Genomic DNA, 22589 nt, shown 5'->3' with positions numbered 1-22589 from the left:
TCTACCAATCGGCGCCGGGCGGAATTCCGAGCGCCTCGCGAATCCGCTCGCGACCGGGCAGCGGATCGATCGCGCCGTAGCCGGTCGTCGACAGGGCGGCGGCCGCGCAGCCGGCCCGCGCCGCTTCGGGCAGCGAATCGCCCGCGAGGAGGCGGGCCACCGTGACGCCGCCGAAGCAGTCGCCTGCGCCGGTCGCATCGACCGGCTCGACGGCGAAGGCGGGCACCTCGTGGACAGTGCCGCCGTCGGAGACCAGCGCGCCGCGCGCCCCGAGCTTGACCGCCACCATTCGCGCGCCGAGGCCGTGCGCGAACGCGATCAGCCGGGCCGGATCCTCGATGCCGAACAGCATCGCGGCTTCGTCGATCGACGGCAGGAACAGGTCGCAGGCCGCGATCGTGGCCTGCGCGATAGCGGCCGCGCGAGCGGCCGGCCAGAGCCGGGGACGGAAATTCAGGTCGTAGCTGACGCGGACCCCGCTCGCCCTGGCGTGCGCGAGCGCGGCGAAGGCGGCGTCGCAGGCCTCGGGCCCGATCGCCTGCGTGATGCCGGAAAGGTGCAGCCACTTCGCGCCGGCGATGCGCTCGGCGAAGGCGTCGGTGAAGCGCATGCGGCTGGCCGCCGAGCCGGCGCGCCGGTAGGTGAACTCGTGGCCGGCCGGGCCGTGGCTGACGAAGTAGATGCCGGTGGGCGCGTCGGGATCGAGCGTGACCGCCGACCGATCGACGCCTTCGCGGTCCCAGAGCTCGAGGAACTGCCGCCCGAAGGCCTCGTCGCCCAGCCGGGTCAGGTAGGCGACGGAGGCGCCCGCGCGGGCCGCGGCGATCGCGAAGTTCGAGGTATCTCCGCCGAAACCCTGGCGGTACAGGCTCTGTCCGGGAAGCTGGTTGAACTCGAAGAGCGGTTCGCCGATTGCGACGATGTCGGCCATGGGTTCCGGTAAGGTTGCGGGCGCGAATCTTTCTATTGTGCCGGTTTCGGCGCGGCCCCCGTCGGGCGCGCGAGGCCGGCTCCGGAGTCCGCCATGAATCGTCCCGAAGTTCGCCCCGATCCCGTCCCGTCGCCAGCCGATTCGGCTCGGTCGTCGCGCCCCGCCGATCCTGTCGGCGCGAACGCTTCGCTGGCCGGCCTGCTTGCTTGCCCGGTGATTCCGGTCATCGTCGTGGCGGACGCCGACGACGCGGTGCCGCTGGCGCGCGCGCTGCTGGCCGGCGGGGTGAACGCCCTGGAGGTCACGCTGCGAACGCCCGCCGGACTGGAGTCGATCCGGCGGATCGCGGCGGAAGTGCCCGGGGCGCTGGTCGGCGCCGGCACGGTGACCCGGCCCGCCGAGATGCGGGCGGTGCGCGAGGCCGGCGCGCGCTTCGCGCTGTCGCCTGGCTGGGCGCCCGAACTCTCCGAGGCCGCCCGCGACGAGGGCATCGCGTTCGTCCCGGGCGTGATGACCCCGTCGGAGGCGATGGCCGCCGCCAATCGGGGCCATCGGGAGCTGAAGCTCTTCCCGGCTTCGGTGGCGGGGGGCGTGCCGATGCTCAAGGCGCTTGCCGGCCCTTTCCCCGACCTGCGCTTCTGCCCGACCGGCGGCGTCACGCAGGACAACCTGGCCCAGTACCTGGCGCTTCCGAACGTGTTCGCGGTGGGCGGTTCTTGGCTGACGCCGGCCGATGCGCTGTCCGCCCGGGACTGGGCCCGGATCACAGCGCTGGCCGCGCGGGCAGCAGCTGCCAGAGGGTGAAGGCGGCGGCCAGCGCCGCGCCCACCGCCAGCAGCGCGCGCGAGACCGCGTGCCGCCGGTACTCGGCCCAGTCGAACTTCTCGGCCATGATCCAGGCGAGCAGGAAGCCCGAGACCAGCCCGCCCACGTGCGCCGCGTTGTCGACGACCCCCGACGTGAAGCCGAGGAACAGCGAGTAGCCGACGAACATGAACAGCGACGAGCGCATCGAGGCCACCAGCGGCCCCGGCAGCTTGTCGCGCTTGAGCAGGATGGCCGCCAGCAGCGCGCCGGTGATCCCGAAGATCGCGCCCGACGCGCCGACCGACACGGCGGTGCGCGCCGCGAAGAACAGGCTGGCCAGCGAGCCGAACAGGCCGGAGAGCAGGTAGATCAGCGCGAATTGCGTGTTGCCGTAGAAGCGCTCGGAGATGCTGCCGACGTTCCACAGGGCCCACATGTTGAAGGCCAGGTGGATGATGCCCGCGTGCAGGAACATCGCGCTGACCAGCCGCCAGGGCTCGCGTTGCGTCAGCGGCAGCAGGTTTCCGCCCCAGGCGAGCAGCTCGCGAGCGTCGGGCAGCACCGGGTTCAGGCCGTCGGCGAGGTTCGCCAGCCAGACCAGCAGGTTCAGCGCGATCAGCGTGCCGGTGACCCGGGCGTGCGGCGTGGCCTGCCTGAGCCGGTGGAGAAACGGATCGATCATCCGGCCTGCGGCGCGTCGTCGGCCCAGAGCCCGGGTTCGGCGCGCCCGGGCGCGGCCAGCCCAAGGTGGCGCCAGGCGGCGGCGCTGGCGACGCGGCCGCGCGGCGTGCGCTGCAGGTAGCCCTGCTGGATCAGGTAGGGCTCGAGCACGTCCTCGATCGTGTCGCGCTCCTCGCCGATCGCCGCGGCGAGGTTGTCGAGGCCGACCGGCCCGCCGCCGAAGCGGTGGACGATCGCCTCGAGCAGCTTGCGGTCCATCAGGTCGAAGCCGGCGGCGTCGACCTCGAGCATGGAAAGCGCCGCATCCGCGACCTTCGCGTCGATCAGGCCCCGGGCCTTCACCTCGGCGTAGTCGCGCACCCGGCGAAGCAGCCGGTTGGCGATCCGCGGCGTGCCGCGCGAGCGCCTGGCGATCTCGAGCGCGCCGTCGTCGGTGACCTGCGCGCCGAGCAGCTGGGCGGAACGGGCGACGATCAGCGCGAGGTCGGCCACTTCGTAGAACTCGAGCCGCGCGATGATGCCGAAGCGGTCGCGCAGCGGGTTCGTGAGCATGCCGGCGCGCGTGGTGGCGCCGACCAGCGTGAAGGGCTGCAGGTCGAGCTTGATCGAGCGGGCGGCCGGGCCCTCGCCGATCATGATGTCGATCTGGTAGTCCTCGAGAGCCGGGTACAGGATCTCCTCGACGACCGGGCTCAGCCGGTGGATCTCGTCGATGAAGAGCACGTCGTTCTTCTCGAGGTTCGTGAGCAGCGCGGCCAGGTCGCCGGGCTTCTCCAGCACCGGGCCCGAGGTCTGGCGCAGGCCCACGCCCATTTCCGCGGCGATGATGTGCGCGAGCGTGGTCTTGCCCAGGCCCGGGGGGCCGAACAGCAGGACGTGGTCGAGCGCCTCGGCGCGCGCGCGCGCGGCGCCGATGAAGATCTCGAGCTGCTCGCGGATGCGCGGCTGCCCCACGTAGTCGGCGAGCCGCTTGGGGCGCAGCGCGCGCTCGACCGCCTCTTCGGCGGGCGTGGCCGCCGACGGCGCGATCAGCCGGTCGTGCTCGATCATGGCTTGGCCAGGTTGCGCAGCGCCTGCCGGATGCCCTCGGACACCGCGACGTCGGCGGGCAGTTGCTTGACCGCCGCCGTCGCCTCGCGCTCGGAGTAGCCGAGCGCGAGCAGCGCGCGCAGCACGTCGGCGCCGGCCTCGTCGACCGGGCCCCGGCCCGCCGCCCCGGGCAGTTCGGGCGCGAGCCTGCCCTTGAGCTCGAGCAGCAGCCGCTCGGCGGTCTTCTTGCCGATGCCGGGCACCTTGACCAGCCGTGCGCTCTCCTGGGCGGCCACCGCGCGGGCGAGGTCGCCGACCGACATGCCCGAGAGAACCGCCAGCGCGGTGCGCGGGCCGACGCCGGCCACCTTGATCAGCTCGCGGAAGGCGTCGCGTTCGCCGGCGGTGAGGAAGCCGTAGAGCAGGTGGGCGTCCTCGCGCACCACCTGCTGGACCAGCAGCACGACCTTCTGGCCGACGGCCGGCAGGTCGTAGAAGGTGCTCATCGGCACGTCGACCTCGTAGCCGACGCCGCCGGCGTCGACCAGCACCATCGGCGGGTTCTTCTCGAGCAGGATTCCGGACAGGCGACCGATCATCGATGCAGTTTAGCCGAAGCCGGAGGCGCCGCGCCGGGCGACGGCGGACGGGCCCGGCGCAGGCGGGATCAGCGCAGCCGCCCCGCGCGCATCCTCAGGCCGCGCCCGGACCGGCCGCGCGGCACCGGCGCCATCTGCGCGGCCGCCGCCGCGGTCATCGTTGCCGCGTTCGCGTGGCAGATCGCGCAGGCCAGCGCGTCGGCCGCGTCGGTGGACGGCAGCCCGGGCAACGCGAGCAGGCGCTGCACCATCGCCTGGACCTGCGCCTTGGCCGCGCGACCGTAGCCGGCCACCGCCTGCTTGACCTGCATCGCGGTGTACTCGCTGACCGGCAGCTCGTGGACGACCGCGGTGGTGATCGCCGCCCCCCGCGCCTGGCCTAGCAGCAGCGTCGACTGCGGATTGGCGTTTACGAAGACGATCTCGACCGCCGCGACCTGCGGCCGGTACTCGCGGATCACCTCGGCCAGCCCGTCGTGGACGGTCTTGAGACGCGGCGGCAGCGCGCCGCCGCCGATGCGGATCACGCCGCTGGCGACGTAGCGAAGCCGCGGCCCGTCGGCGTCGACGACCCCGAAGCCGGTGACGCGCAGCCCGGGGTCGATGCCGAGGATGCGGATCAATGCCGGAAGTGCCGCACGCCGGTGAGCACCATCGCGATGCCGCGCTCGTCGGCGGCCGCGATGACCTCGTCGTCGCGAACCGAGCCGCCGGGCTGGATCACCGCGACCGCGCCCGCGTCGACGACCACGTCGAGGCCGTCGCGGAACGGGAAGAACGCGTCGGACGCGACCACCGAGCCGGCCAGCGTGAGGCCGGCGTTCTGCGCCTTGATCGACGCGATGCGCGCCGAGTCGATGCGGCTCATCTGGCCGGCGCCGACGCCCAGCGTGGCGCCGTCGCCGCAGAACACGATCGCGTTGGACTTCACGTACTTGGCGACCCGCCACGCGAACAGCAGGTCGGCGAGCTGGGCCTGCGAGGGCGCCTTCTTCGTGACGACCTTCAGCTCGCCGGCGCCGACCTCGCGGTTGTCGGCGGTCTGGATCAGCAGGCCCGAGCCGATCCGCTTGACGTCGTGCGAGTTGCGGCCGCGCTCCCAGTCTGTCGCGCCGTCGGGCTTCACGCCGTCGAGCGGGATCTCGAGCACGCGCGCGTTGGCCTTGGCCGACAGCACCTGCCGGGCCTCGTCGGTGTAGGCGGGCGCCAGCAGCACCTCGACGAACTGCTTCGAGACCGCGCGCGCGGCCTCGCCGTCGACCGGCCGGTTGAACGCGATGATGCCGCCGAAGGCGGAAGTGGGATCGGTGCGGAAGGCCCGCGCGTAGGCGTCGGCCGAGTCCTTGCCCACGGCCACGCCGCAGGGGTTGGCATGCTTGACGATCACGCAGGCGGGCGCGTCGAAGCTCTTCACGCACTCCCAGGCAGCGTCGGCATCGGCGATGTTGTTGTACGACAGCTCCTTGCCCTGCAACTGGCTCGCGGTGACCAGCGAACCCGGGGCGGGGTGAAGGTCGCGGTAGAACGCGGCGGCCTGGTGGGGGTTCTCGCCGTAGCGCAGGTCCTGCAGCTTGACGAAGCGGCCGTTGCTCTGCGCGGGGAAGGCGCTTCGCGTGCCGTCCGGGTTCAGCGACGACAGCCAGTCGCTGATCGCGCCGTCGTAGTTGGAGATCGCGTTGAAGGCGGCCACCGCCAGCGCGAAGCGGGTGGCGTCGGACAGGCCGCCGGTGTCGCGGATCTCGGCCAGCGCCGCCTCGTACTGCGAGGCCGATGTCAGCACGCCGACGCCGCGCCAGTTCTTGGCGCCCGAGCGGACCATGGCCGGGCCGCCGATGTCGATGTTCTCGATCGCGTCCTCGAGCGTGCAGTCGGGCTTCGCGACGGTGGCCTCGAACGGATAGAGGTTCACCACCAGCAGGTCGATCGTCGGGATGCCGTGCTCGGCGATCGCCGCCATGTGCGAGTCCGCGTCGCGCCGCGCGAGCAGGCCGCCGTGGATCTTCGGGTGCAGCGTCTTGACGCGGCCGTCGAGCATCTCGGGAAAGCCGGTGTGCGCGGAGACCTCGGTGACCGCGACGCCGCTGTCGGCCAGCAGCTTCGCGGTGCCGCCGGTCGAGAGGATGGCCACGCCCAGCGAGGCGAGCGCGCGCGCGAGCTCGACGACGCCGGTCTTGTCGGAAACGCTGATCAGCGCGCGGCGGACCGGGATCGTCGATGCCGTCTTGTCGGAGGTGTCGGTCTGGGTCATGGATTCTCGAGGGTTTGCGTTCAGAGCATTCCGTGCATCTGCAGCTTCTTGCGCAGCGTGTTCCGGTTGATGCCGAGCATCTCGCTCGCGCGAAGCTGGTTGCCCTGCGCCTCGCGCATCACGACCTCGAGCATCGGGCGCTCGACCGCCTGGATGACCATCTGGTAGATCGCGTTCGGGGGCGTGCCTTCGAGGTCGCGGAAATAGCGCTCCAGGCTCTTCGATACGGCTTCGTCGAGACTCGGTTGCCTGCTCATGCCAGGTGGCTCCAGCGGAACTGCTTGTCGTTGGCCGCGTCGCAGTCGGCGATGCGGCGGGCGGCCTTCGCGCGGGCCGGCGCGGTTTCGTCGAGGTAGGCGTCGATCGCGTCGAGCTGGCGCGCCGGCTCTTCGAGCCGGTTGAAGCGATCGAGGAAATCGCGCAGCGCGCCGGCGTCCTGGCCCGGCGCGGCCGCGTCGTCGCGCCCGGGCGCGCTGTCGCGCTCGAAAGCGCGCAGGTACCAGCCCACGTGCTTGCGGGCGGTGCGCACGCCGGTGAACTCGCCGTGGAAGGCGTAGTGATCGAGCAGGTGCTCGCGCAGCATCGCGCGCAGCTCGGCGGGGCCGGGCGGCGCGAGCAGGGTGCCCGTCTCGAGGAAATGCGCGACCTCGCGGAAGATCCAGGGCCGGCCCTGCGCGGCGCGCCCGATCATCACCGCGTCGGCGCCTGTCAGCCGCAGCACCTCGCGTGCCTTTGCCGGGCTGTCGATGTCGCCGTTGGCGACCACCGGCACCGACACCGCGGCCTTGACCGCGGCGATCGTGTCGTACTCCGCGTGGCCGCCGTATCCGCAGGCGCGCGTGCGGCCGTGCACCGTGATCATCGCCGCGCCGGCCCGTTCGAAGTCCCGCGCGAGCGCGACCGCGTTGCGCGAGCCGGGCGTGGGGCCGGTGCGCATCTTGACGGTGACCGGCACGCCGACCGCCGAAGCCACCGCCTCGACGATCGCTCGCGCGAGCGGCTCGTCGGCCATCAGCGCCGAGCCCGACCAGGCGTTGCAGACCTTCTTGACCGGGCAGCCCATGTTGATGTCGATGATCTGCGCGCCGCGATCGACGTTGAAGCGCGCGGCCTCGGCCATCATCGCGGGGTCGGCGCCGGCGAGTTGCACCGCCTTCGGCTCCATCTCGCCCGCGTGGTCGATGCGCCGCGAGGTCTTGACGCTGGCCCACAGCCGCGGGTTCGACGCCGCCATCTCGGAGACCGCGTAGCCCGCGCCGAGCCGCTTGCAAAGCTGACGGTAGGGCCGGTCGGTCACGCCTGCCATCGGCGCAACGAAGACGTTGTTGCGCAGGGCGAAGGGACCGATTCGCATCGCTGAGGGCATCTGTCGGCGGGGTGGACGGGGACGGGCGCGAAGGCCGGCGGGACGGCGATTCTAACGCCATATCGCGCTGCCTAAAAACTGTGCATCGCAATATGAGCGCGAGCGCGCCCGGCCCGCGGCGGACGATCGGGCGCCGGGCCCGCCCGAGCCTCCCGGCTCAGGCGCGAAGGCCGAACATGAAGGCGCGCGCGAGGGTCCGGCGCGCCGGACCGGCGAGGTCCAGCGCGCCGAGCGCGACCGACTCGAGCGGATGCAGCAGCGGCGCGGTGAAGATCGTGGCGAGCGCGTCGGTCACCGCAACCGTGGCGAAGCGGTCGGCGCGCCGCGCGCCGGCGAAGCCGCGCAGCGCGGCCGCCGGCGGCTCGCCGCGCGCACGCGCGTCGCCGAGCCGCTGCGCGAGCGCGAAGGCGTCTCGAAAGCCGAGATTCATGCCCTGCCCGGCGACCGGGTGCAGCGCCTGCGCCGCGTTGCCGATCGCGACCTCGGTGTCGCCGGCGACCTTCGCGCGCAGCCTGCGATGAAGCGGCGCGAGCTGCGGCGCGTCGGCAAGGTCGAGCTCGCCGAGCGACGGGCCGAAGCGCTCCCGGAGCAGGGCCGCGAGCGCCGGCGCGGGCATTGCCAGTCGCTTCATCGACACCGCGGTCGGGGCGCACCAGACCAGCGACCACAGGCCGGACTCGGGAAGCGGCAGCAGGGCGAGCGGTCCCTCGTCGGTGAAGCGCTCGAAGGCCACGCCCTCCTGCGGGCGCGAGACCCTGACCGTGGCCAGCAGCGCCGCCTGGTCGAAGTCGCGCGAGCGGCCGTCCTCGCCGGGGTTGCCGTCGGCGATCACGGTGATCGAGGGAGGGGAAGGGGGAAGGGGTTCGGGAAGTGAAGGGGGAAGGGGGAAGGGAGAAGGGGTGGACGGAGCCGACGGGACGGAGGGGGTGGGAGGGGCGATTCGGTCCAGGCCCTCGCGCAGCGCGCGATGAAGGGCTTCGTAGCGGACGACGTGGCCGAGCGCGGGGGCGCTCAGCTCTTCGGCGGTGAGCCGGGTGCGACCGGCCGCGCCTCGCAGCGTGACCTCGACGGTGGTGATCGGGGCGGACGGCGGCGGATGCGCGATCCGGGTCAGCAGCTGCCAGCTGCCGAGCGACAGTGCGATCGCACGCTGCGCGAGCCAGGGCGGCAGGGTCTCCGGAACCGGGTCGCAGGCGAGCTCGGCGGATGCGAAGCCCTGGCGAACGAGCAGGCCGCGCAGCAGCAGCGACACCGGGCCGCCGCCGACGATGCGGATCGGCGCGCTGCCGGTCATCGCCTCGCCGCCGCCGATCGCCGCACCATCGCCGATCGCCACGCCAGCGCTCGTCGTCGCAGGGATCGGGCAGCGCGCGCCATCGTTCGATCAGCTCCGCATCAGCGCTTCGATCTCGCCGGCCGCCTTGGGCACGTCGCCGGTGATGATCTCGCAGCCGCCCTCGGTGACCACTGCGTCGTCCTCGATGCGGATGCCGATGTCGTGGAAGGCCTGGGGCACGTCGTCGGCCGCCCGCACGTAGATGCCGGGCTCGACGGTGAGCACCATGCCGGGGCGCAGCACGCGCCAGGGCCTGCCGCCCTCGCCGGCGGGCTCGCCGGGCTCGCGGTAGTCGCCGCAGTCGTGGACGTCCATGCCGAGCCAGTGGCCGGTGCGGTGCATGTAGAAGCGGCGGTAGGCGCCGGACTCGATCGCGGCGTCGACGCTGCCTTCGACCAGCCCGCAGTCGACCATGCCCTGCGCGAGCACCCGCACCGCGGCGTCGTGCGGGTCGGTGAAGCGCGCGCCCGGCCTCGTGGCGCTTATCGCCGCCTGCTGGGCCGCGAGCACGATGTCGTAGAGGGTGCGCTGAGGGCCGCTGAAGCGTCCGTTGACCGGGAAGGTGCGGGTGATGTCGGAGGCGTAGCCGTCGAGCTCGCAGCCGGCGTCGATCAGCAGCAGGTCGCCGTCGGCCATCAGCGCGTCGTTCGAAACGTAGTGCAGCACGCAGGCGTTGCGGCCTGCCGCGACGATCGAGCCGTAGGCCGGGTACTGCGAGCCCGCGGCGCGGAACTCGTGCAGCAGTTCGGCCTCGATCTCGTACTCGCGGCGACCGGGTCGCGCCGCGCGCATCGCGCGCACGTGGGCGGCCGCCGAGATCTTCGCCGCGCGCCGCATCAGGTCGAGCTCGTGCCCGTCCTTGACCAGCCGCATCTCGTCGAGCACGTGCAGCACATCGAAGGCGCGTCCGGGCGCGGTCACGCCGGCGCGGGCCTGCGCGCGCACCGCGTCGAGCCAACCGCGCAGCCGCGCGTCGAGCCCGGCGTCGCTGCCCATCGCGTGCCAGATCGCGGGCCGGTCGGCCAGCAGCTTCGGCATCTCCTCGTCGAGCTTGTCGATCGTGAAGCTGCGATCGAAGCCGAAGCGCTCGCGCGCCAGGTCCGGGCCGTGCCGCCAGCCGTCCCAGATCTCGCGCTCCTCGTGCTTGTCCCGGCAGAACAGGATCGATTCCTCGCGGTCCGCGTCGGCGACGACGACCACCACGGCCTCGGGCTCGGGAAAGCCGGTCAGCCAGTAGAAGTGGCTGTCCCAGCGGTAGGGGAAGTGCGCGTCGCGGTTGCGGGTCTTCTCCGGCGCGGTGAAGAGCACGGCCACGCCGCCGCCCTGCGCTCGCATCGCGGCCGCGAGCCTGGAACGTCGGGAAGCGTGAGGCTGCATCGGGGGCTCCTGCGTCATCGAGGACGCAATTGTGCATCGAGCGCGGCGAGCCGCTGCGGCGTGCCCACGTCGATCCACCGGCCTTCGTGCAGTTCGGCGCCGACGCGGCGCCGGCCCGCGGCCTCGCGCAGCAGCGGCGCCAGCCTGGCCGGCGCGTCCGGATCGAGCCCCCGGAAGAGGGCCGGGTCGTACACGCCGATGCCCGAGAAGGTCAGCCCCTTGCGGCCCGCGTCGAGCAGGCCGTCGGCCAGCGCGAAGTCGCCTTCCGGGTGCTGGGGCGGGTTCGGCACCAGCACGCACCAGGCGAGCAGGCCCGCCGCGTGCATCTGCGCGGCGATCGTGCGCGCGCGCCGCAGCGGGAAGTCGCAGAAGACGTCGCCGTTGATCACCAGGAACGGGTCCTTGCCGAGCAGCGGCAGGGCCCGGGCGATGCCGCCGGCCGTCTCGAGCGCCGGGCTCTCGGGCGACCAGGCGATCCGCAGGCCCCAGCGGGCGCCGTCGCCGAGCGCCTGTTCGATCATCGCGCCCAGGTGGGCGTGGTTGACGACGACCTCGCGAAAGCCGGCCGCGGCGAGCGCTTCGAGGTGCCACACGATCAGCGGCTTGCCGCCGGCCCGCAGCAGCGGCTTCGGGCAGTCGTCGGTGAGCGGGCGCATCCGCTCGCCGCGGCCGGCGGCAAGGATCATCGCGCGCATCGCGGCGGGTCTCAGAAGGTGTAGCCGGCGCGAAGCGCGCGGTTCTCGACCCGGTCGATCAGGCGCGCCAGCGGGCCGAAGGCGTCGTAGCGGCCCGCCACCTCGATCGCCGCGGCCAGCACGCGCGGCATGTCGGCCAGGTAGCGGTCCTTGCCGTCGCGATGGTGCAGGCGCGCGAAGATGCCGAGCACCTTCAGGTGCCGCTGCAGGCCCATCCACTCGAGGTCGCGCCAGAAACCGCCGAAGTCGCCGGGCACCGGCAGGCCGCGCTTGCGCGCGCTCTCCCACCAGCGGACCGCCCAGTCGAGCTGCCGCTCCTCGGGCCAGGCCACGTAGGCGTCGCGCAGCAGCGAGACCAGGTCGTAGGTGACCGGCCCGTACACCGCGTCCTGGAAGTCGAGGATGCCGGGCGTGGCCGCCTCGTCGCCGGGAAGGACCATCAGGTTGCGCGAGTGGTAGTCGCGGTGCACGTAGACGCGCGGCTGCGCCAGGTTGTTGGCGAGCAGCGCATCGAAGGCGGCGCGCAGCGTGTTCCGGTCGGAGTCGGACAGCGTCGCCTCCCGGTGCCGGGCGAGGTACCAGTCGGGGTACAGCATCAGCTCGCGCTCGAGCAGCGCGCGGTCGTAGTCCGGAAAGACGCCGGGCCGGCTGGCCGCCTGCATGTCGAGCAGCGCACCCGTGGCGCCGCGATAGAGCCTGTCGATCTGCGCTTCGTCGGGTGCGGTCGGGCCCTGCAGCCGGTCGAGCAGCGTTTCGCCGCCGAAGTCCTCGAGCAGCAGGAAGCCGCGCTCGAGGTCGGCCTCGAGCACCGCCGGCACGCGCAGGCCGGCCTCTCCGAACACGCGCGCGGCGTGCACGAAGGGCCGGCAGTCTTCCTGGGGCGGCGGCGCGTCCATCGCGATCAGGCTGCCGGCGCCGGCATCGACGCGGAAGTAGCGGCGAAAGCTCGCATCGTTCGACGCGGGCCGGATCGAGTCCAGTGCGAGGTCGCGGCGGCCGGCCATGCCGGCGAGCCACTCGCGCAGCAGGTCGAGGCGGGCGTCCTGCCCGGTTTCGGCAGAGGTGGAGGCGGCTCGGGAATTCATCGTGATCCGTATAATAAGACGACCCGCTGCCTGCACCGCGGCGGGGTCGCGCGCCGTACTCCGTCAGGCGCCTTCCTTCCGAATGGGTCGCCGACAGAAGCCTGCCCCCCGAAAACGCCGCATGCCGTCGGCCCGCCTGCTCGGCGCGGCCGGCCTGGCGGGCGCTTTCGTCGTCGCGATTCCGCCCGCTTCGCACGCGCAAGCCGCCGGGGCCGGCGCTGCCGATCGGCCCTTGCGCCTGCAGTTCGAGAGCCGGCTCGACGAATCGCGCGCCGCGGTCCGCGAGGGCCGCCCGGTCTACGGCAGCGGCGAGCGCCTGACCGGCCGCACCGGCCGCGACACCACGATCGAGGGCGATGCCGAGCTCCGGCAGGCCGGCACCGTGCTGCGCGCCGACCGGATCACCTGGTACGACGCCGACGAGGAGGTGTTCGCGGTCGGCAACGTGAGGATCACCCGGGACGGCAACGTCTTCGCGGGGCCGCAGCTCAGGCTGAAGCTCGACACGAACGAGGGCAGCTTCGCGTCGCCGGCCTACTACCTGCCGCAGTACCGGGGCCGCGGGCGCGCCGACCTGATCGAATTCCTGGGGCCCGACCGGACCCGCTTCATCGGGGCCAGCTACACCACCTGCGAGCCCGACGATCCCGACTGGATCCTGCAGGCCCGCACGCTGACCCTCGACGAGGCCGAGGGCGAGGGCACCGGCCGGTCGGCGAGTCTGAGCTTCATGGGCATGAAGATCCTCGCGTTGCCGGTGTTCGCCTTCCCGCTGGGCGACGAGCGCAAGAGCGGGTTCCTGCCGCCGACGCTGTCGATCAATTCGCGCACCGGCTTCGACGTCGTGGCGCCCTACTACTGGAACATCGCGCCGAACCGCGACTTCACCCTCTATCCGCGCCTGAGCACGAAGCGCGGCGCGCAGATCGGCGGAGAGTTCAGGTACCTCGAGCGGCGCTACAGCGGCCAGATCGACTTCGAGGTGAACCCGAACGACCTGGTCACCGGCGAATCGCGGCATTACTACGGGTTGCGCCACGGCTTCTCGGGCTATGCCGGCTGGAGCGGCGGCTGGAACGTGCGCGGCGTGTCCGACGACAACTATTTCGTCGACTACTCGCGATCGATCCTGACCTCCGCCGACCGGGTGCTGCCGCAGCACTTCTTCGCCTCGCGCAGCCTCGGGGCCGACTGGTCGATGCTGTTCGACGTGCAGAAGTGGCAGCCCATCCTCGACGCGAGGCCCGGCCCGTACGAGCGGGTGCCCCGCGTGCAGCTTCGACAGGTGAAGCGCGACGTCGCCGGATTCGACGTGGACACGACGATCGAGGCCACGCAGTTCGCCGCGCCCACGCCGACCGGCGCGCAGGGCTGGCGCTTCTTCGCGAACCCGCAGGTGAGCTGGCCGATCGTGAGGCCGGGCTGGTCGATCGTGCCGAAGGTGTCGCTGCACGCGAGCGCGTACCAGCTCGATCGCAACGGCGTGTTCGACACGTCGCTGACCCGCGTCGTGCCGACCTTCTCGGTCGATGCCGGGCTGGTCTTCGAGCGAAGCACCCGGTTCTTCGACCGCGAGGTCACGCAGACGCTCGAGCCGCGGCTGTTCTACGCGCGCACGCCGTACCGCGACCAGACCGAGTTCCCGGTGTTCGATGCGGCGACCACCGATTTCAGCTTCGCGCAGCTGTTCTCCGAGAACACCTTCGTCGGCCACGACCGGATCGCCGACGTGAACCAGCTGACCGCGGCGGCCGTTTCCAGGCTGGTCGAGCCCGCGACCGGCGCCGAGCGGCTGCGCTTCGCGGTCGGCCAGCGCGTCTATTTCTCGGACCAGCGCGTGACCCTTCCCGGCGGCGTGCCGCTGACCGACGGCCGTTCGGACATCCTGCTCGCCGCCGGCGGTCAGCTGGCCCCGGGGATGAGCTTCGACACCGGCCTGCAGTACAGCGTCGAGAGCTCGAGGGTGCCCAGGTTCAGCGCGGTCTGGAGATGGCTGCCCAAGGAGGGGCAGGTGCTCAACGTGGGCACCCGCTATCGGCGCGAGGAGATCGGGCAGTTCGACACCTCCTGGCGCTGGCCGCTGTCGGGGCGATGGATGTCGATGGGCCGGCTCAACTACTCCTTCCTCGACCGCGGCGTCGACCCGGTCAGTCGCATCCCGAACCAGCGCGGCATCGTCGAGAGCGTGCTGGGGGTGGAGTACGACGCCTGCTGCTGGATTTCCCGGGTGGTCCTGCAGCGCTACACGACCGGCGTGGACACGGCCACCACCGCGCTCTTCTTCCAGCTCGAGCTCAAGGGCCTGGGCAGGATCGGCTCCGACCCCTTCGATATACTGCGCCGGAACATTCCCGGTTTCCGCGTGCCGGACGTGACGCCGGGCGCGACCTCGCGCTACTTCGGATACGAATGAAACATCGCCTGTCCCTGCCGGGTGCCTTGCGCCCGGTCATCGCGGCCCTCGCTTTCGCGATGCTCGCGTCCGCGGCGAGCGCGCAGCTGCGCGCGCCGACCGAGGGCGGCTCCGGCCTGCGCCTGCCCGGCGCGGCTTCGCAATCGCCGGCGGCGCCTTCCCCGGCGGCCACGTCTTCCCCTGGCGCGGCCGGGCAGGCATCGCCCGCACCCGGCAATGGCGGGGCGGGCGGGATCCGCGAGCTCGACCGGGTCGTCGCGGTGGTCAACGACGACGTCATCACGCTGCGCGAGCTCGAACGGCGCGCCGAGCTGGTCTCGGCCCAGCTTCGGCGCCAGGGCACCGAGCTGCCGCCGCGCGACGTGCTGCTTCGCCAGCTGCTCGAGCGGATGATCGTCGACCGGGCGCAGCTGCAGCTCGCGCGCGACTACGGCATCCGCGTCGACGAGCAGCAGCTCGACCGGGCGATCGCGGGCATCGCACAGGAGAACAAGCTGAGCGTGGCGCAGCTGCGCGAGCGCGTCGAGCGCGAGGGGCAGAGTTTCGCGCGCTTTCGCGAGGACATCCGCGGCGAGATCCTGAGGGCCCGGCTGCGCGAGCGCGAGGTCGACTCGAAGGTGCAGGTCAGCGAGGCCGACATCGACGCCTATCTCGCCTCGCAGGAAAGCCAGCCCGGGAGCGCCGAGTACCGGGTCGCGCAGATCCTGCTGCGGGTGCCCGAGGGCGCGAGCCCCGAGCAGATCGAGCGGCAGCGGCTGCGAGGCGAGGAGATCCGCAAGCAGCTCGAAGGCGGCGAGAGCTTCGCGAGGCTGGCCGCCGCCTTCTCCGACGCGCCCGACGCGCTGAGCGGCGGCATGCTCGGCTGGCGCAAGCCCGAGAGGCTGCCCGAGCTGTTCGCGCAGGCGCTCGCCCCGATGAAAGAGGGGGAGATCTCCGGACTGCTTCGAAGCCCGGCGGGCTTTCACCTGCTTCAGCTCGTCGAACGGCGAGACAGCGGGGGCAGTTCGCTGCAGTCCGAGCCGGTCACCCAGACCCGGGCGCGCCACATCCTGATCCGCCCCAACGAGGTGATCAGCGAGGACGAGGCCTTCAGGCGCCTGCGCGAGATCCGCGAGCGCGTCCAGGCGGGCACCGCGGACTTCGCCGAAATGGCGCGCCAGTATTCGGCCGACGGCAGCGCGGGCCGCGGCGGCGACCTCGGCTGGATCTATCCGGGCGACACGGTTCCCGAGTTCGAGCGGGCGATGAACGCGCTCGCGCCGGGCCAGGTCGGCGAGCCGGTGCGCACCCCCTTCGGCGTCCACCTGATCCAGGTGCTCGAGCGGCGCAGCGACGAGGCCTCTCCCGAGCGCCTCAGGCAGCGGGTGCGCGAGATCCTTCGCGCGCGCCGCATCGAGGAGCGCTACCAGGACTGGCTGAGGCAGTTGCGCGACAGCACCTACGTCGAGTACAAGCTCGACGGAAACTGAGTTGCCGGGACACGCCGCCTCCGGCCACCGGGCGCGCAAGCGCTTCGGACAGCACTTCCTGGCCGACGCCGGCGTCGTGCGCGCGATCGTCGACGCGATCGCTCCCAAGGACGGCCAGCACATCGTCGAGATCGGCCCCGGGCTCGCGGCGCTGACCGACGCGCTGCTCGAGCGCGTCGACGCGATCCAGGCGGTAGAGATCGACCGCGACCTCGCTGCCCGCCTGCGCAGGCGCCATTCGCCCGACAGGCTCGTGCTGCACGAGGCCGACGCGCTGGCCTTCGACTTCGCGGCCGCCTTGCCGCAAGGCGCGGCCGATGCCGGCCAGCGGCTTCGCATCGTGGGCAACCTGCCCTACAACATCTCGAGCCCGCTGCTGGTCAGGCTGCTCGATTTCCGCGCGATCGTCGAGGACCAGCACTTCATGCTGCAGAAGGAGGTCGTCGACCGGATCGTCGCGGCGCCGGGCGGGGCCGACTACGGCCGGCTGTCGGTGCTGATGCAGGCCTACCATCACTGCGACAGCCTGTTCGACGTGCCGCCCGGCGCCTTCGATCCGCCGCCGCGCGTCGATTCGGCAGTGGTCCGGATGACGGTGCGGCGGGACCGCGTCGGCGAAGACCCGGCGCCGCTGCAGCAGCTGCTCGCGGTGGCCTTCGGGCAGCGCCGGAAGATGCTGCGCGGCACGCTGCTGCCGTGGCTGGCGCAGCGCGGCGTCGACCCGGCCGGCATCGAGCCGACCGCCCGCGCCGAGGAAATCGACGTCGAGACCTGGCGGACGCTGGCGGCGCGGCTGGCGGCGGCCTGATCGGCCGCCGTTCCGTCAGCCCCGGGTGCCGGCCTGGATCAGCTCGATCTTGTAGCCGTCAGGGTCCTGCACGAAGGCGATGACCGTCGATCCGCCCTTGACCGGGCCGGCCTCGCGGGTGACGTTGCCGCCCGCCGCCTTGATCCGTTCGCAGGCCGCGTAGGCGTCGGGCACCTCGATCGCGATGTGGCCGTAGGCGCCACCCATCTCGTACGAATCGATGCCGTGGTTGTGCGTCAGCTCGATCTCGGCCTGGCCCTCGGCATTGCCCTTGCCGAAGGCGACGAAGGCCAGCGAGTACTTCTGTTCGGGTCGCTCGGTCGTGCGCAGCAGGTTCATGCCGAGCACCTTCGTGTAGAAGTCGATCGAGCGCTGCATGTCGCCCACGCGCAGCATCGTGTGAAGGATCCTCATCGTCTATCTCCTGTTGCGGATGCGGGTTCGTTCGAAGGGGGCATCGCGCCGGCGGCGCGGCGCTCAGAGCGGCCGGGGCTCGTCGGGGATCTGCCTGAGCCACTCGCGGGCGCGCTCGAACTCGGGGAACAGCGAGCCGACCGTGGACCAGAAGCGCGGCCCGTGGTTCATCTCGTGCAGGTGCGCGAGCTCGTGCGCGATCACGTAGTCGACGATGTCCATCGGGAAGTGGACCAGCCGCCAGTTCAGCCGGACCGAGCCGTCGGCCGAGCAGCTGCCCCAGCGCGTGCGCGCCGAAGACAGCGACCAGCGGCTGGGCGCGCGGCCGAGGCGCTCGGCGAACACCGCGATGCGCTCCGCGAACACCAGCTTCGCGTGCTGCTGCAGCCAGGCCTGCACGCTGTCCCTGAGCTGCTCGGCGCCGGCACCTGCCGGCAGGCCGACGCGAAGCTCCTCGCCGACCAGGCCTACGCGGTCCGCGCCTGCGTCGATCCGCATCGTCAGCGTGCGGCCGAGCAGGCGGATCGGCGCGCCGTCTTCCCAGCGCGGGGCGAGCCGCTCGCGCCGCGCCGCGTGCTCGCGCCACTCGGCGAGCTTGCGCAGCACCCAGTCGGCCTTGTCGGCGAGCGCGCGCTCGATCTCGGCGAGCGTGACCCAGCGCGGCGCGCTCACGCGCAGGCCGCGGTGGTCGATCATGAAGCCGATCGTGCGCCGCCGGGCGCGCCGCAGCTCCCAGGCGACCGGATGACCCTTCAGCATCACGCGGCGCGTGCCGGCCCCGGGGGCCTGCGTCGCGCCCGGGCCCGCCGCGCGAGGCGCGTCCGGGTGCGCGGTCGGTGGCCGGAGCGAAAGGTCGAGCCCGCCGAGCGAATCGAGCGCGTCGAACAGCGATAGCTGGCCCGAATCGAGGGCGCGGTCTCCTTTCGGCATCAGGCGGTCGTCTTCGGGCCGGTGGCGTCGGGCTGCGGGTCTTGGTAGAGGTGCGGGCTGAGCCTGCGCATCTCGGATTCTATCCAGCCTTCGGCCTCGGCGTTCACCTGATCGGCGCCGCGGCCCTCGACCGGGATCGTCGGGCCGATCGACACGGTGATCAGGCCCGGGCGCAGCACGAAGGCCCTGCGCGGCCAGCACTCGCCCGAGTTGACCGCGATCGGCACCACCGGCGCGCCGGTGCGGACCGCGAGCCGCGCGCCGCCGGTCTTGTAGCGGCCCTGCGAACCGGCAGGGGTGCGCGTGCCCTCGGGGAACACGATGATCCAGCGGCCTTCGGCGAGCTTGCGGGTGCCTTGCGAGACCAGTTGCTCGAAGGCGTCGGCGCCGCGGCGGCGATCGATGTGGATCATGTCGAGCAGCGCGATGCCCCAGCCGAAGAACGGCAGGTAGAGCAGCTCGCGCTTGAACACGTAGCAGAGCTCGCGCGGCATCCACGACGCGAGGAACAGCGTCTCCCAGGTGGACTGGTGCTTGGCGAGCAGGATGGCCGGGCCGTCCGGAAGCCGCGATGCGCCGGTCACCTGCCAGCGGATCCCGACCAGCACGCGCGCCGCCCAGATCACGATCCTCGGCCAGCCGACCGTGTAGCGATAGCGCAGGCGGCGCGGCAGCGGCGCGACCAGCAGGCAGCCGATCGCGTACGGCACGACCGTGACCACCTGGAACAGCAGGAAAAGCGCCGAGCGGAGCGCCTGCATCGCCGCCCGCTCGTCAGCCGGCGCCCCGCGCCGCGATCTCGGTGGCCACCGCCGCGAGGTCGGCCCGGACGATCGTGCCCGGCGGCAGGTCGCCGCGCTGCATCGTGGCCTGTCCCTTGCCGCTCAGCACGAGGATGGGCCGGCAGCCGGCCGCGTGCGCCGCCTGCAGGTCGCGAAGCTGGTCGCCGATCGCCCAGGTCTCGCCGGGCTGGGCGCCGAAGCGCTCGAGGGCCTCGCGGAACAGGCCGGGCCTCGGCTTGCGGCACTCGCAGCCCGAATTCGGGCCGTGGGGGCAGAAGAAGATCGCGTCGATCCGGCCGCCGGCCTTGTCGACGAGCGCGTGCATCTTGTCGTGGATCGCGGCCAGCACCTTCAGGTCGAACAGTCCGCGCGCGACGCCCGACTGGTTGGTCGCCACCGCGACCCGGTAGCCGGCCTTGCAGAGCGCGGCGATCGCCTCGATGCTGCCCGGCAGCGGGCGCCACTCGTCCGGATTCTTGATGTAGGCGTCGCTGTCGTGGTTGATGACGCCGTCGCGATCGAGGATGACCAGCCTCACCGGGGCCTTGCGATCGTTGCCCGGCATCAGACCGACAGCCTGGAGATGTCGGCGACCCGGTTCATCAGGCCGCGCAGGGTGGACAGCAGCGCCAGCCGGTTGGCGCGCACCGCCGGGTCGTCGGCCATGACCATCACCTGGTCGAAGAAGCTGTCGACCGGGCCGCGGGCCTGCGCCATCAGCGCCAGCGCCGCGCCGTAGTCGGCGGCGCGCATCGCGTCGTCCACTTTCGGCGCGAGCGTGGCGATGGTCTCGGCGAGCGCCAGCTCGGCCGGTTCGGCGAGCAGGGCCGCGTCGAAACGCACCGCTTCGCCGGCCCCCTCGGCCTTGCGGAGGATGTTGCCGATCCGCTTGTTGGCCGCGGCCAGCGCCTCGGCCTCGGGCAGGGCCGAGAAGGCGCGCACGGCCTGCAGCCGGGCGGGCACCTCGGACAGGTCGTCGGGTCGCTGGTCGACGACCGCCGCCACTTCCTGGGCGCTGAAGCCGCCCTCGCGCAGCCAGCCGGCGAGACGGTCGTGGATGAAGCCGGCGAGCGTGTCGCGGGCGTCGGAGACCTTGTCGCCGAACGAGGCGAACGCGCAGCGCAGCAGCGCGTCGAGCGACAGCGCGAGCTTCGCCTCGACCAGCATCCGGATCAGGCCCAGCGCGTGCCGGCGCAGCGCGAACGGGTCCTTGTCGCCGGTGGGCAGCTGCCCGATGCCGAACAGGCCGGCCAGCGTTTCGAGCTTGTCGGCCATCGCGAGCACCAGGCCGGTGCGCTGCGAGGGCAGGGCGTCGCCCGCGAAGCGCGGCTGGTAGTGCTCGCGGATCGCGACCGCGACTTCCTCGGGTTCGCCGTCGTGGCGGGCGTAGTAGGCGCCCATGATCCCCTGCAACTCGGGGAACTCGCCGACCATGCCGGTCAGCAGGTCGGTCTTGGCGAGCAGCGCTGCGCGGTCGGCCAGCGCGGCGTCGGCACCGAGCATGCCGGCGATCGCGCGGGCGATCGCGCGCACCCGCTCGACGCGCTCGCCCTGCGAGCCGAGCCTGGCGTGGTAGACGACCGAGGCGAGGCGCGGCACGCGCGACTCGAGGGTGACCTTGAGGTCCTGCTCGAAGAAGAAGCGCGCGTCGGCAAGGCGCGGGCGAACGACCCGCTGGTTGCCGTCGACGATGAACGAGGGGTCGTCGACCTCCATGTTCGAGACGAGCAGGAACTTCGGAAGCAGCTTGCCGCTCGCGTCGAACAGCGGGAAGTACTTCTGGTTCGTGCGCATCGTCAGGATCAGGCACTCGGGCGGCACCTGCAGGAACTCGCTCTCGAACTCGCCGACGTAGACGGCCGGCCACTCGACGAGCGCGGTGACCTCGTCGAGCAGCGCCTCGACCGTGTCGCCTTCGCCGATGCTCGCGCCGAGCCCGGCGGCGCGCTCGCGCAGCAGGCTCGCGATCCGCGCGCGCCGCGCGTCGAACGAGGCCAGCACGCGGCCGCGCTCGCGCAGCACCGACTCGTAGGAGAGCGCGTCGGGCAGCTCGAGCGCGCCCGGCGACTGGAAGCGATGGCCGTGCGTGATGCTGCCCGCGTGCACGCCGAGCACGGTGGCGGGCACCACGCGGTCGCCGTGCAGCACGACCAGGCCGTGGGCCGGGCGGACGAAGCCGACCGTGGTCTGGCCGTCGGCCAGCTGGTACTGCATCACCTTCGGGATCGGCAGGCGGCCGAGCGCGGTCTCGATGATCGCGACGATCGCGGCCTCGAGGATGTCGCCCGGCGCGGTGCTGCGATACCAGAAACAGTCCTGCTTGCCGTCACTGGCGCGCTCGAGCCGGTCGAGCGACGCGCCTTGGCGCTCGGCCCACTTCAGCAGCGCCTGCGTCGGCATGCCGTTGGCGTCGAGCCCGACCTTGACCGACGGGCCTTTCTGCTCGACCTGCCGGTCGGGCGCCTGCGACAGCACGTCGTGCACGCGCACGGCCAGGCGGCGCGGCGTCGCGAAGCGCTCGACGCGCGCGTCGGCGGCGGCCAGTCCGCGGCTGCGAAGCCCGTCGGCGACGCCCTCGGCGAAGGCCTCGCCGAGCCGGGCGAGCGCCTTGGGCGGCAGTTCCTCGGTGAACAGCTCGACCAGCAGCGGGGCGGTCGTCGCGGGAGAAGCGGAGAGCAGGGCGGCGGTCACGGCTTCAGGCGGCGGCGTTGAGCGAGGCGAGCATCGGGAAGCCGAGCCGCTCGCGGGAGTCGTGGTAGGCCTGCGCGACCGCGCGCGCCAGCGCGCGCACGCGGCCGATGTAGGCGGCGCGCTCGGTGACCGAGATCGCGCCGCGGGCGTCGAGCAGGTTGAAGGTGTGCGAGCACTTCATGACCATCTCGTAGGCCGGCAGCGCGAGGTTCGCCTCGATCAGGCGCTTCGCCTCGGCCTCGTACTCGTCGAAGTGGCGGAACAGCATCGGCGCGTTCGAGTGCTCGAAGTTGTAGGTCGACTGCTCGACCTCGTTCTGGTGGAAGACGTCGCGATAGGTGACGCCCTCGGTCCACTGCAGGTCGTAGACGCTCTCGACGCGCTGCAGGTACATCGCGAGCCGCTCGAGGCCGTAGGTGATCTCGCCGGTGATCGGCTGGCACTTCAGCGAGCCGACCTCCTGGAAGTAGGTGAACTGCGTGACCTCCATGCCGTTGAGCCAGACCTCCCAGCCCAGGCCCCAGGCGCCGAGCGTGGGCGACTCCCAGTCGTCCTCGACGAAGCGCACGTCGTTGGCCTGCAGGTCGATGCCGATCGCCTCGAGCGAGCCGAGGTACATGTCGAGGATGTCGGGCGGCGACGGCTTGAGCACGACCTGGTACTGGTAGTAGTGCTGCAGCCGGTTCGGGTTGTCGCCGTAGCGGCCGTCCTTGGGCCGGCGCGAGGGCTGCACGTAGGCGGCGCGCCAGGGCTCGGGGCCGATCGCGCGCAGGAAGGTCGCGGTGTGGAAGGTGCCGGCGCCGACTTCCATGTCGTAGGGTTGCAGCAGCGCGCAGCCGCGCTGGTCCCAGTACGCCTGAAGGCGCAGGATCATCTGCTGGAAAGTGAGCATCGACGGAGCGGGCCCGAGAGGGGCCGGGCTGGACAA

General features: G+C 72.2%; 22 protein-coding genes. 4 read left to right on the top strand and 18 right to left on the bottom strand.

What is annotated here, in order from left to right; genetic code table 11:
• Position 1: 1 nt before the first annotated feature.
• Positions 2-931 carry a sugar kinase gene (locus M6I34_RS07295; protein WP_272485031.1) on the bottom strand — a complete coding sequence of 310 codons (930 nt, stop codon included), beginning with the start codon at positions 929-931 and terminating at the stop codon, positions 2-4.
• 93 nt (positions 932-1024) lie between these two features.
• Here M6I34_RS07295 and eda point away from each other — a divergent pair, with 93 nt between their 5' ends.
• A complete protein-coding gene (gene eda / locus M6I34_RS07290; RefSeq protein ID WP_272485030.1) occupies positions 1025-1735 on the top strand; it encodes a bifunctional 4-hydroxy-2-oxoglutarate aldolase/2-dehydro-3-deoxy-phosphogluconate aldolase in 711 nt (236 codons plus the stop codon).
• Here the strand turns inward: eda and M6I34_RS07285 are convergent.
• The 11 genes from M6I34_RS07285 to M6I34_RS07235 all read right to left on the bottom strand — a co-directional run bounded on the left by M6I34_RS07285 (position 1695) and on the right by M6I34_RS07235 (position 12154).
• Positions 1695-2420: a rhomboid family intramembrane serine protease gene (locus M6I34_RS07285; protein ID WP_272485029.1), complete on the bottom strand. Its 726-nt coding sequence runs from the start codon at positions 2418-2420 to the stop codon at positions 1695-1697. The two genes, eda and M6I34_RS07285, sit on opposite strands and share 41 nt — an antisense overlap.
• The gene (ruvB, locus tag M6I34_RS07280) at positions 2417-3469 is read right to left on the bottom strand and encodes a Holliday junction branch migration DNA helicase RuvB (RefSeq protein WP_272485028.1); all 1053 of its coding nucleotides are present in this window, start codon (positions 3467-3469) and stop codon (positions 2417-2419) included. The genes M6I34_RS07285 and ruvB overlap by 4 nt, the downstream gene beginning before the upstream one ends.
• Positions 3466-4047: a Holliday junction branch migration protein RuvA gene (gene ruvA, locus M6I34_RS07275; RefSeq protein WP_272485027.1), complete on the bottom strand. Its 582-nt coding sequence runs from the start codon at positions 4045-4047 to the stop codon at positions 3466-3468. The genes ruvB and ruvA overlap by 4 nt, the downstream gene beginning before the upstream one ends.
• 68 nt (positions 4048-4115) lie before the next feature.
• A complete protein-coding gene (gene ruvC / locus M6I34_RS07270) occupies positions 4116-4667 on the bottom strand; it encodes a crossover junction endodeoxyribonuclease RuvC (RefSeq protein WP_272486628.1) in 552 nt (183 codons plus the stop codon).
• Positions 4667-6295, bottom strand: a complete 1629-nt coding sequence (purH, locus tag M6I34_RS07265) for a bifunctional phosphoribosylaminoimidazolecarboxamide formyltransferase/IMP cyclohydrolase (protein WP_272485026.1) — start codon at positions 6293-6295, stop codon at positions 4667-4669. Before purH ends, ruvC begins: the two co-directional genes overlap by 1 nt.
• Before the next feature lie 20 nt (positions 6296-6315).
• Positions 6316-6552 (bottom strand): helix-turn-helix domain-containing protein, encoded by a 237-nt coding sequence (locus tag M6I34_RS07260; protein WP_272485025.1) that lies wholly within the window; start codon positions 6550-6552, stop codon positions 6316-6318.
• Positions 6549-7649, bottom strand: a complete 1101-nt coding sequence (gene dusB / locus M6I34_RS07255) for a tRNA dihydrouridine synthase DusB (protein ID WP_272485024.1) — start codon at positions 7647-7649, stop codon at positions 6549-6551. The genes M6I34_RS07260 and dusB overlap by 4 nt, the downstream gene beginning before the upstream one ends.
• Positions 7650-7818: 169 nt before the next feature.
• Positions 7819-8997 (bottom strand): FAD-dependent monooxygenase, encoded by a 1179-nt coding sequence (locus M6I34_RS07250; RefSeq protein WP_272485023.1) that lies wholly within the window; start codon positions 8995-8997, stop codon positions 7819-7821.
• 48 nt (positions 8998-9045) lie between these two features.
• Entirely contained in the window at positions 9046-10374 is a 1329-nt protein-coding gene (locus M6I34_RS07245; protein WP_336254465.1) for an aminopeptidase P N-terminal domain-containing protein, read from the bottom strand.
• A gap of 14 nt (positions 10375-10388) precedes the next feature.
• On the bottom strand, positions 10389-11069 hold the full coding sequence (gene murU / locus M6I34_RS07240) for an N-acetylmuramate alpha-1-phosphate uridylyltransferase MurU (protein ID WP_272485021.1): 681 nt from the start codon (positions 11067-11069) through the stop codon (positions 10389-10391).
• Positions 11070-11080: 11 nt separating this feature from the next.
• Positions 11081-12154 (bottom strand): aminoglycoside phosphotransferase family protein, encoded by a 1074-nt coding sequence (locus M6I34_RS07235; RefSeq protein WP_272485020.1) that lies wholly within the window; start codon positions 12152-12154, stop codon positions 11081-11083.
• A 121-nt stretch (positions 12155-12275) separates the two neighbouring features.
• Between M6I34_RS07235 and M6I34_RS07230 the strand changes: the two genes are divergently transcribed.
• The 3 genes from M6I34_RS07230 to rsmA are packed head-to-tail and all read left to right on the top strand — an operon-like array spanning position 12276 to position 16844.
• Positions 12276-14567 (top strand): LPS-assembly protein LptD, encoded by a 2292-nt coding sequence (locus M6I34_RS07230; RefSeq protein WP_272485019.1) that lies wholly within the window; start codon positions 12276-12278, stop codon positions 14565-14567.
• Positions 14564-16036: a peptidylprolyl isomerase gene (locus M6I34_RS07225; RefSeq protein ID WP_272485018.1), complete on the top strand. Its 1473-nt coding sequence runs from the start codon at positions 14564-14566 to the stop codon at positions 16034-16036. Before M6I34_RS07230 ends, M6I34_RS07225 begins: the two co-directional genes overlap by 4 nt.
• A 1-nt stretch (position 16037) precedes the next feature.
• Positions 16038-16844 carry a 16S rRNA (adenine(1518)-N(6)/adenine(1519)-N(6))-dimethyltransferase RsmA gene (gene rsmA / locus M6I34_RS07220; protein WP_272485017.1) on the top strand — a complete coding sequence of 269 codons (807 nt, stop codon included), beginning with the start codon at positions 16038-16040 and terminating at the stop codon, positions 16842-16844.
• A 15-nt stretch (positions 16845-16859) separates the two neighbouring features.
• On the opposite strand, the gene gloA is transcribed toward rsmA, so the two are convergent.
• From gloA to glyQ, 6 genes are all read right to left on the bottom strand, one after another.
• Positions 16860-17258 carry a lactoylglutathione lyase gene (gene gloA, locus M6I34_RS07215; protein ID WP_272485016.1) on the bottom strand — a complete coding sequence of 133 codons (399 nt, stop codon included), beginning with the start codon at positions 17256-17258 and terminating at the stop codon, positions 16860-16862.
• A 63-nt stretch (positions 17259-17321) separates the two neighbouring features.
• Complete coding sequence (locus M6I34_RS07210; protein WP_272485015.1) at positions 17322-18188, bottom strand: M48 family metallopeptidase; 867 nt, start codon at positions 18186-18188, stop codon at positions 17322-17324.
• Positions 18188-18949 carry a lysophospholipid acyltransferase family protein gene (locus M6I34_RS07205; protein WP_272485014.1) on the bottom strand — a complete coding sequence of 254 codons (762 nt, stop codon included), beginning with the start codon at positions 18947-18949 and terminating at the stop codon, positions 18188-18190. The genes M6I34_RS07210 and M6I34_RS07205 overlap by 1 nt, the downstream gene beginning before the upstream one ends.
• A 13-nt stretch (positions 18950-18962) precedes the next feature.
• Entirely contained in the window at positions 18963-19508 is a 546-nt protein-coding gene (gene gmhB / locus M6I34_RS07200) for a D-glycero-beta-D-manno-heptose 1,7-bisphosphate 7-phosphatase (protein WP_272486627.1), read from the bottom strand.
• A gap of 26 nt (positions 19509-19534) precedes the next feature.
• Positions 19535-21661, bottom strand: coding sequence for a glycine--tRNA ligase subunit beta (gene glyS, locus M6I34_RS07195; protein ID WP_272485013.1), 2127 nt, complete (start codon positions 21659-21661; stop codon positions 19535-19537).
• 4 nt (positions 21662-21665) lie between these two features.
• Positions 21666-22553 (bottom strand): glycine--tRNA ligase subunit alpha, encoded by an 888-nt coding sequence (gene glyQ / locus M6I34_RS07190; protein WP_272485012.1) that lies wholly within the window; start codon positions 22551-22553, stop codon positions 21666-21668.
• Positions 22554-22589 lie beyond the last annotated feature (36 nt).

The sequence above is a fragment of the Zeimonas sediminis genome (genome assembly GCF_023721795.1).
GTDB classification, from domain to species: domain Bacteria; phylum Pseudomonadota; class Gammaproteobacteria; order Burkholderiales; family Burkholderiaceae_E; genus Zeimonas; species Zeimonas sediminis.
The sequence above is the reverse complement of the archived record's forward strand: the minus strand, read 5'-3'. Positions and strand labels throughout refer to the sequence as shown.

What these genes read in the sequence shown, in the direction of transcription:
- M6I34_RS07230 (WP_272485019.1), top strand. Translation starts at nt 12,276, where the DNA reads ATGCCGTCGGCCCGCCTGCTCGGCGCGGCCGGCCTGGCGGGCGCTTTC.
- ruvB (WP_272485028.1), bottom strand. Translation starts at nt 3,469, where the DNA reads ATGATCGAGCACGACCGGCTGATCGCGCCGTCGGCGGCCACGCCCGCC.
- M6I34_RS07245 (WP_336254465.1), bottom strand. Translation starts at nt 10,374, where the DNA reads ATGCAGCCTCACGCTTCCCGACGTTCCAGGCTCGCGGCCGCGATGCGA.
- M6I34_RS07235 (WP_272485020.1), bottom strand. Translation starts at nt 12,154, where the DNA reads ATGAATTCCCGAGCCGCCTCCACCTCTGCCGAAACCGGGCAGGACGCC.
- M6I34_RS07225 (WP_272485018.1), top strand. Translation starts at nt 14,564, where the DNA reads ATGAAACATCGCCTGTCCCTGCCGGGTGCCTTGCGCCCGGTCATCGCG.
- murU (WP_272485021.1), bottom strand. Translation starts at nt 11,069, where the DNA reads ATGCGCGCGATGATCCTTGCCGCCGGCCGCGGCGAGCGGATGCGCCCG.
- M6I34_RS07285 (WP_272485029.1), bottom strand. Translation starts at nt 2,420, where the DNA reads ATGATCGATCCGTTTCTCCACCGGCTCAGGCAGGCCACGCCGCACGCC.
- eda (WP_272485030.1), top strand. Translation starts at nt 1,025, where the DNA reads ATGAATCGTCCCGAAGTTCGCCCCGATCCCGTCCCGTCGCCAGCCGAT.
- gloA (WP_272485016.1), bottom strand. Translation starts at nt 17,258, where the DNA reads ATGAGGATCCTTCACACGATGCTGCGCGTGGGCGACATGCAGCGCTCG.
- ruvA (WP_272485027.1), bottom strand. Translation starts at nt 4,047, where the DNA reads ATGATCGGTCGCCTGTCCGGAATCCTGCTCGAGAAGAACCCGCCGATG.
- M6I34_RS07205 (WP_272485014.1), bottom strand. Translation starts at nt 18,949, where the DNA reads ATGCAGGCGCTCCGCTCGGCGCTTTTCCTGCTGTTCCAGGTGGTCACG.
- M6I34_RS07260 (WP_272485025.1), bottom strand. Translation starts at nt 6,552, where the DNA reads ATGAGCAGGCAACCGAGTCTCGACGAAGCCGTATCGAAGAGCCTGGAG.
- M6I34_RS07295 (WP_272485031.1), bottom strand. Translation starts at nt 931, where the DNA reads ATGGCCGACATCGTCGCAATCGGCGAACCGCTCTTCGAGTTCAACCAG.
- dusB (WP_272485024.1), bottom strand. Translation starts at nt 7,649, where the DNA reads ATGCGAATCGGTCCCTTCGCCCTGCGCAACAACGTCTTCGTTGCGCCG.
- glyQ (WP_272485012.1), bottom strand. Translation starts at nt 22,553, where the DNA reads ATGCTCACTTTCCAGCAGATGATCCTGCGCCTTCAGGCGTACTGGGAC.
- M6I34_RS07210 (WP_272485015.1), bottom strand. Translation starts at nt 18,188, where the DNA reads ATGCCGAAAGGAGACCGCGCCCTCGATTCGGGCCAGCTATCGCTGTTC.
- purH (WP_272485026.1), bottom strand. Translation starts at nt 6,295, where the DNA reads ATGACCCAGACCGACACCTCCGACAAGACGGCATCGACGATCCCGGTC.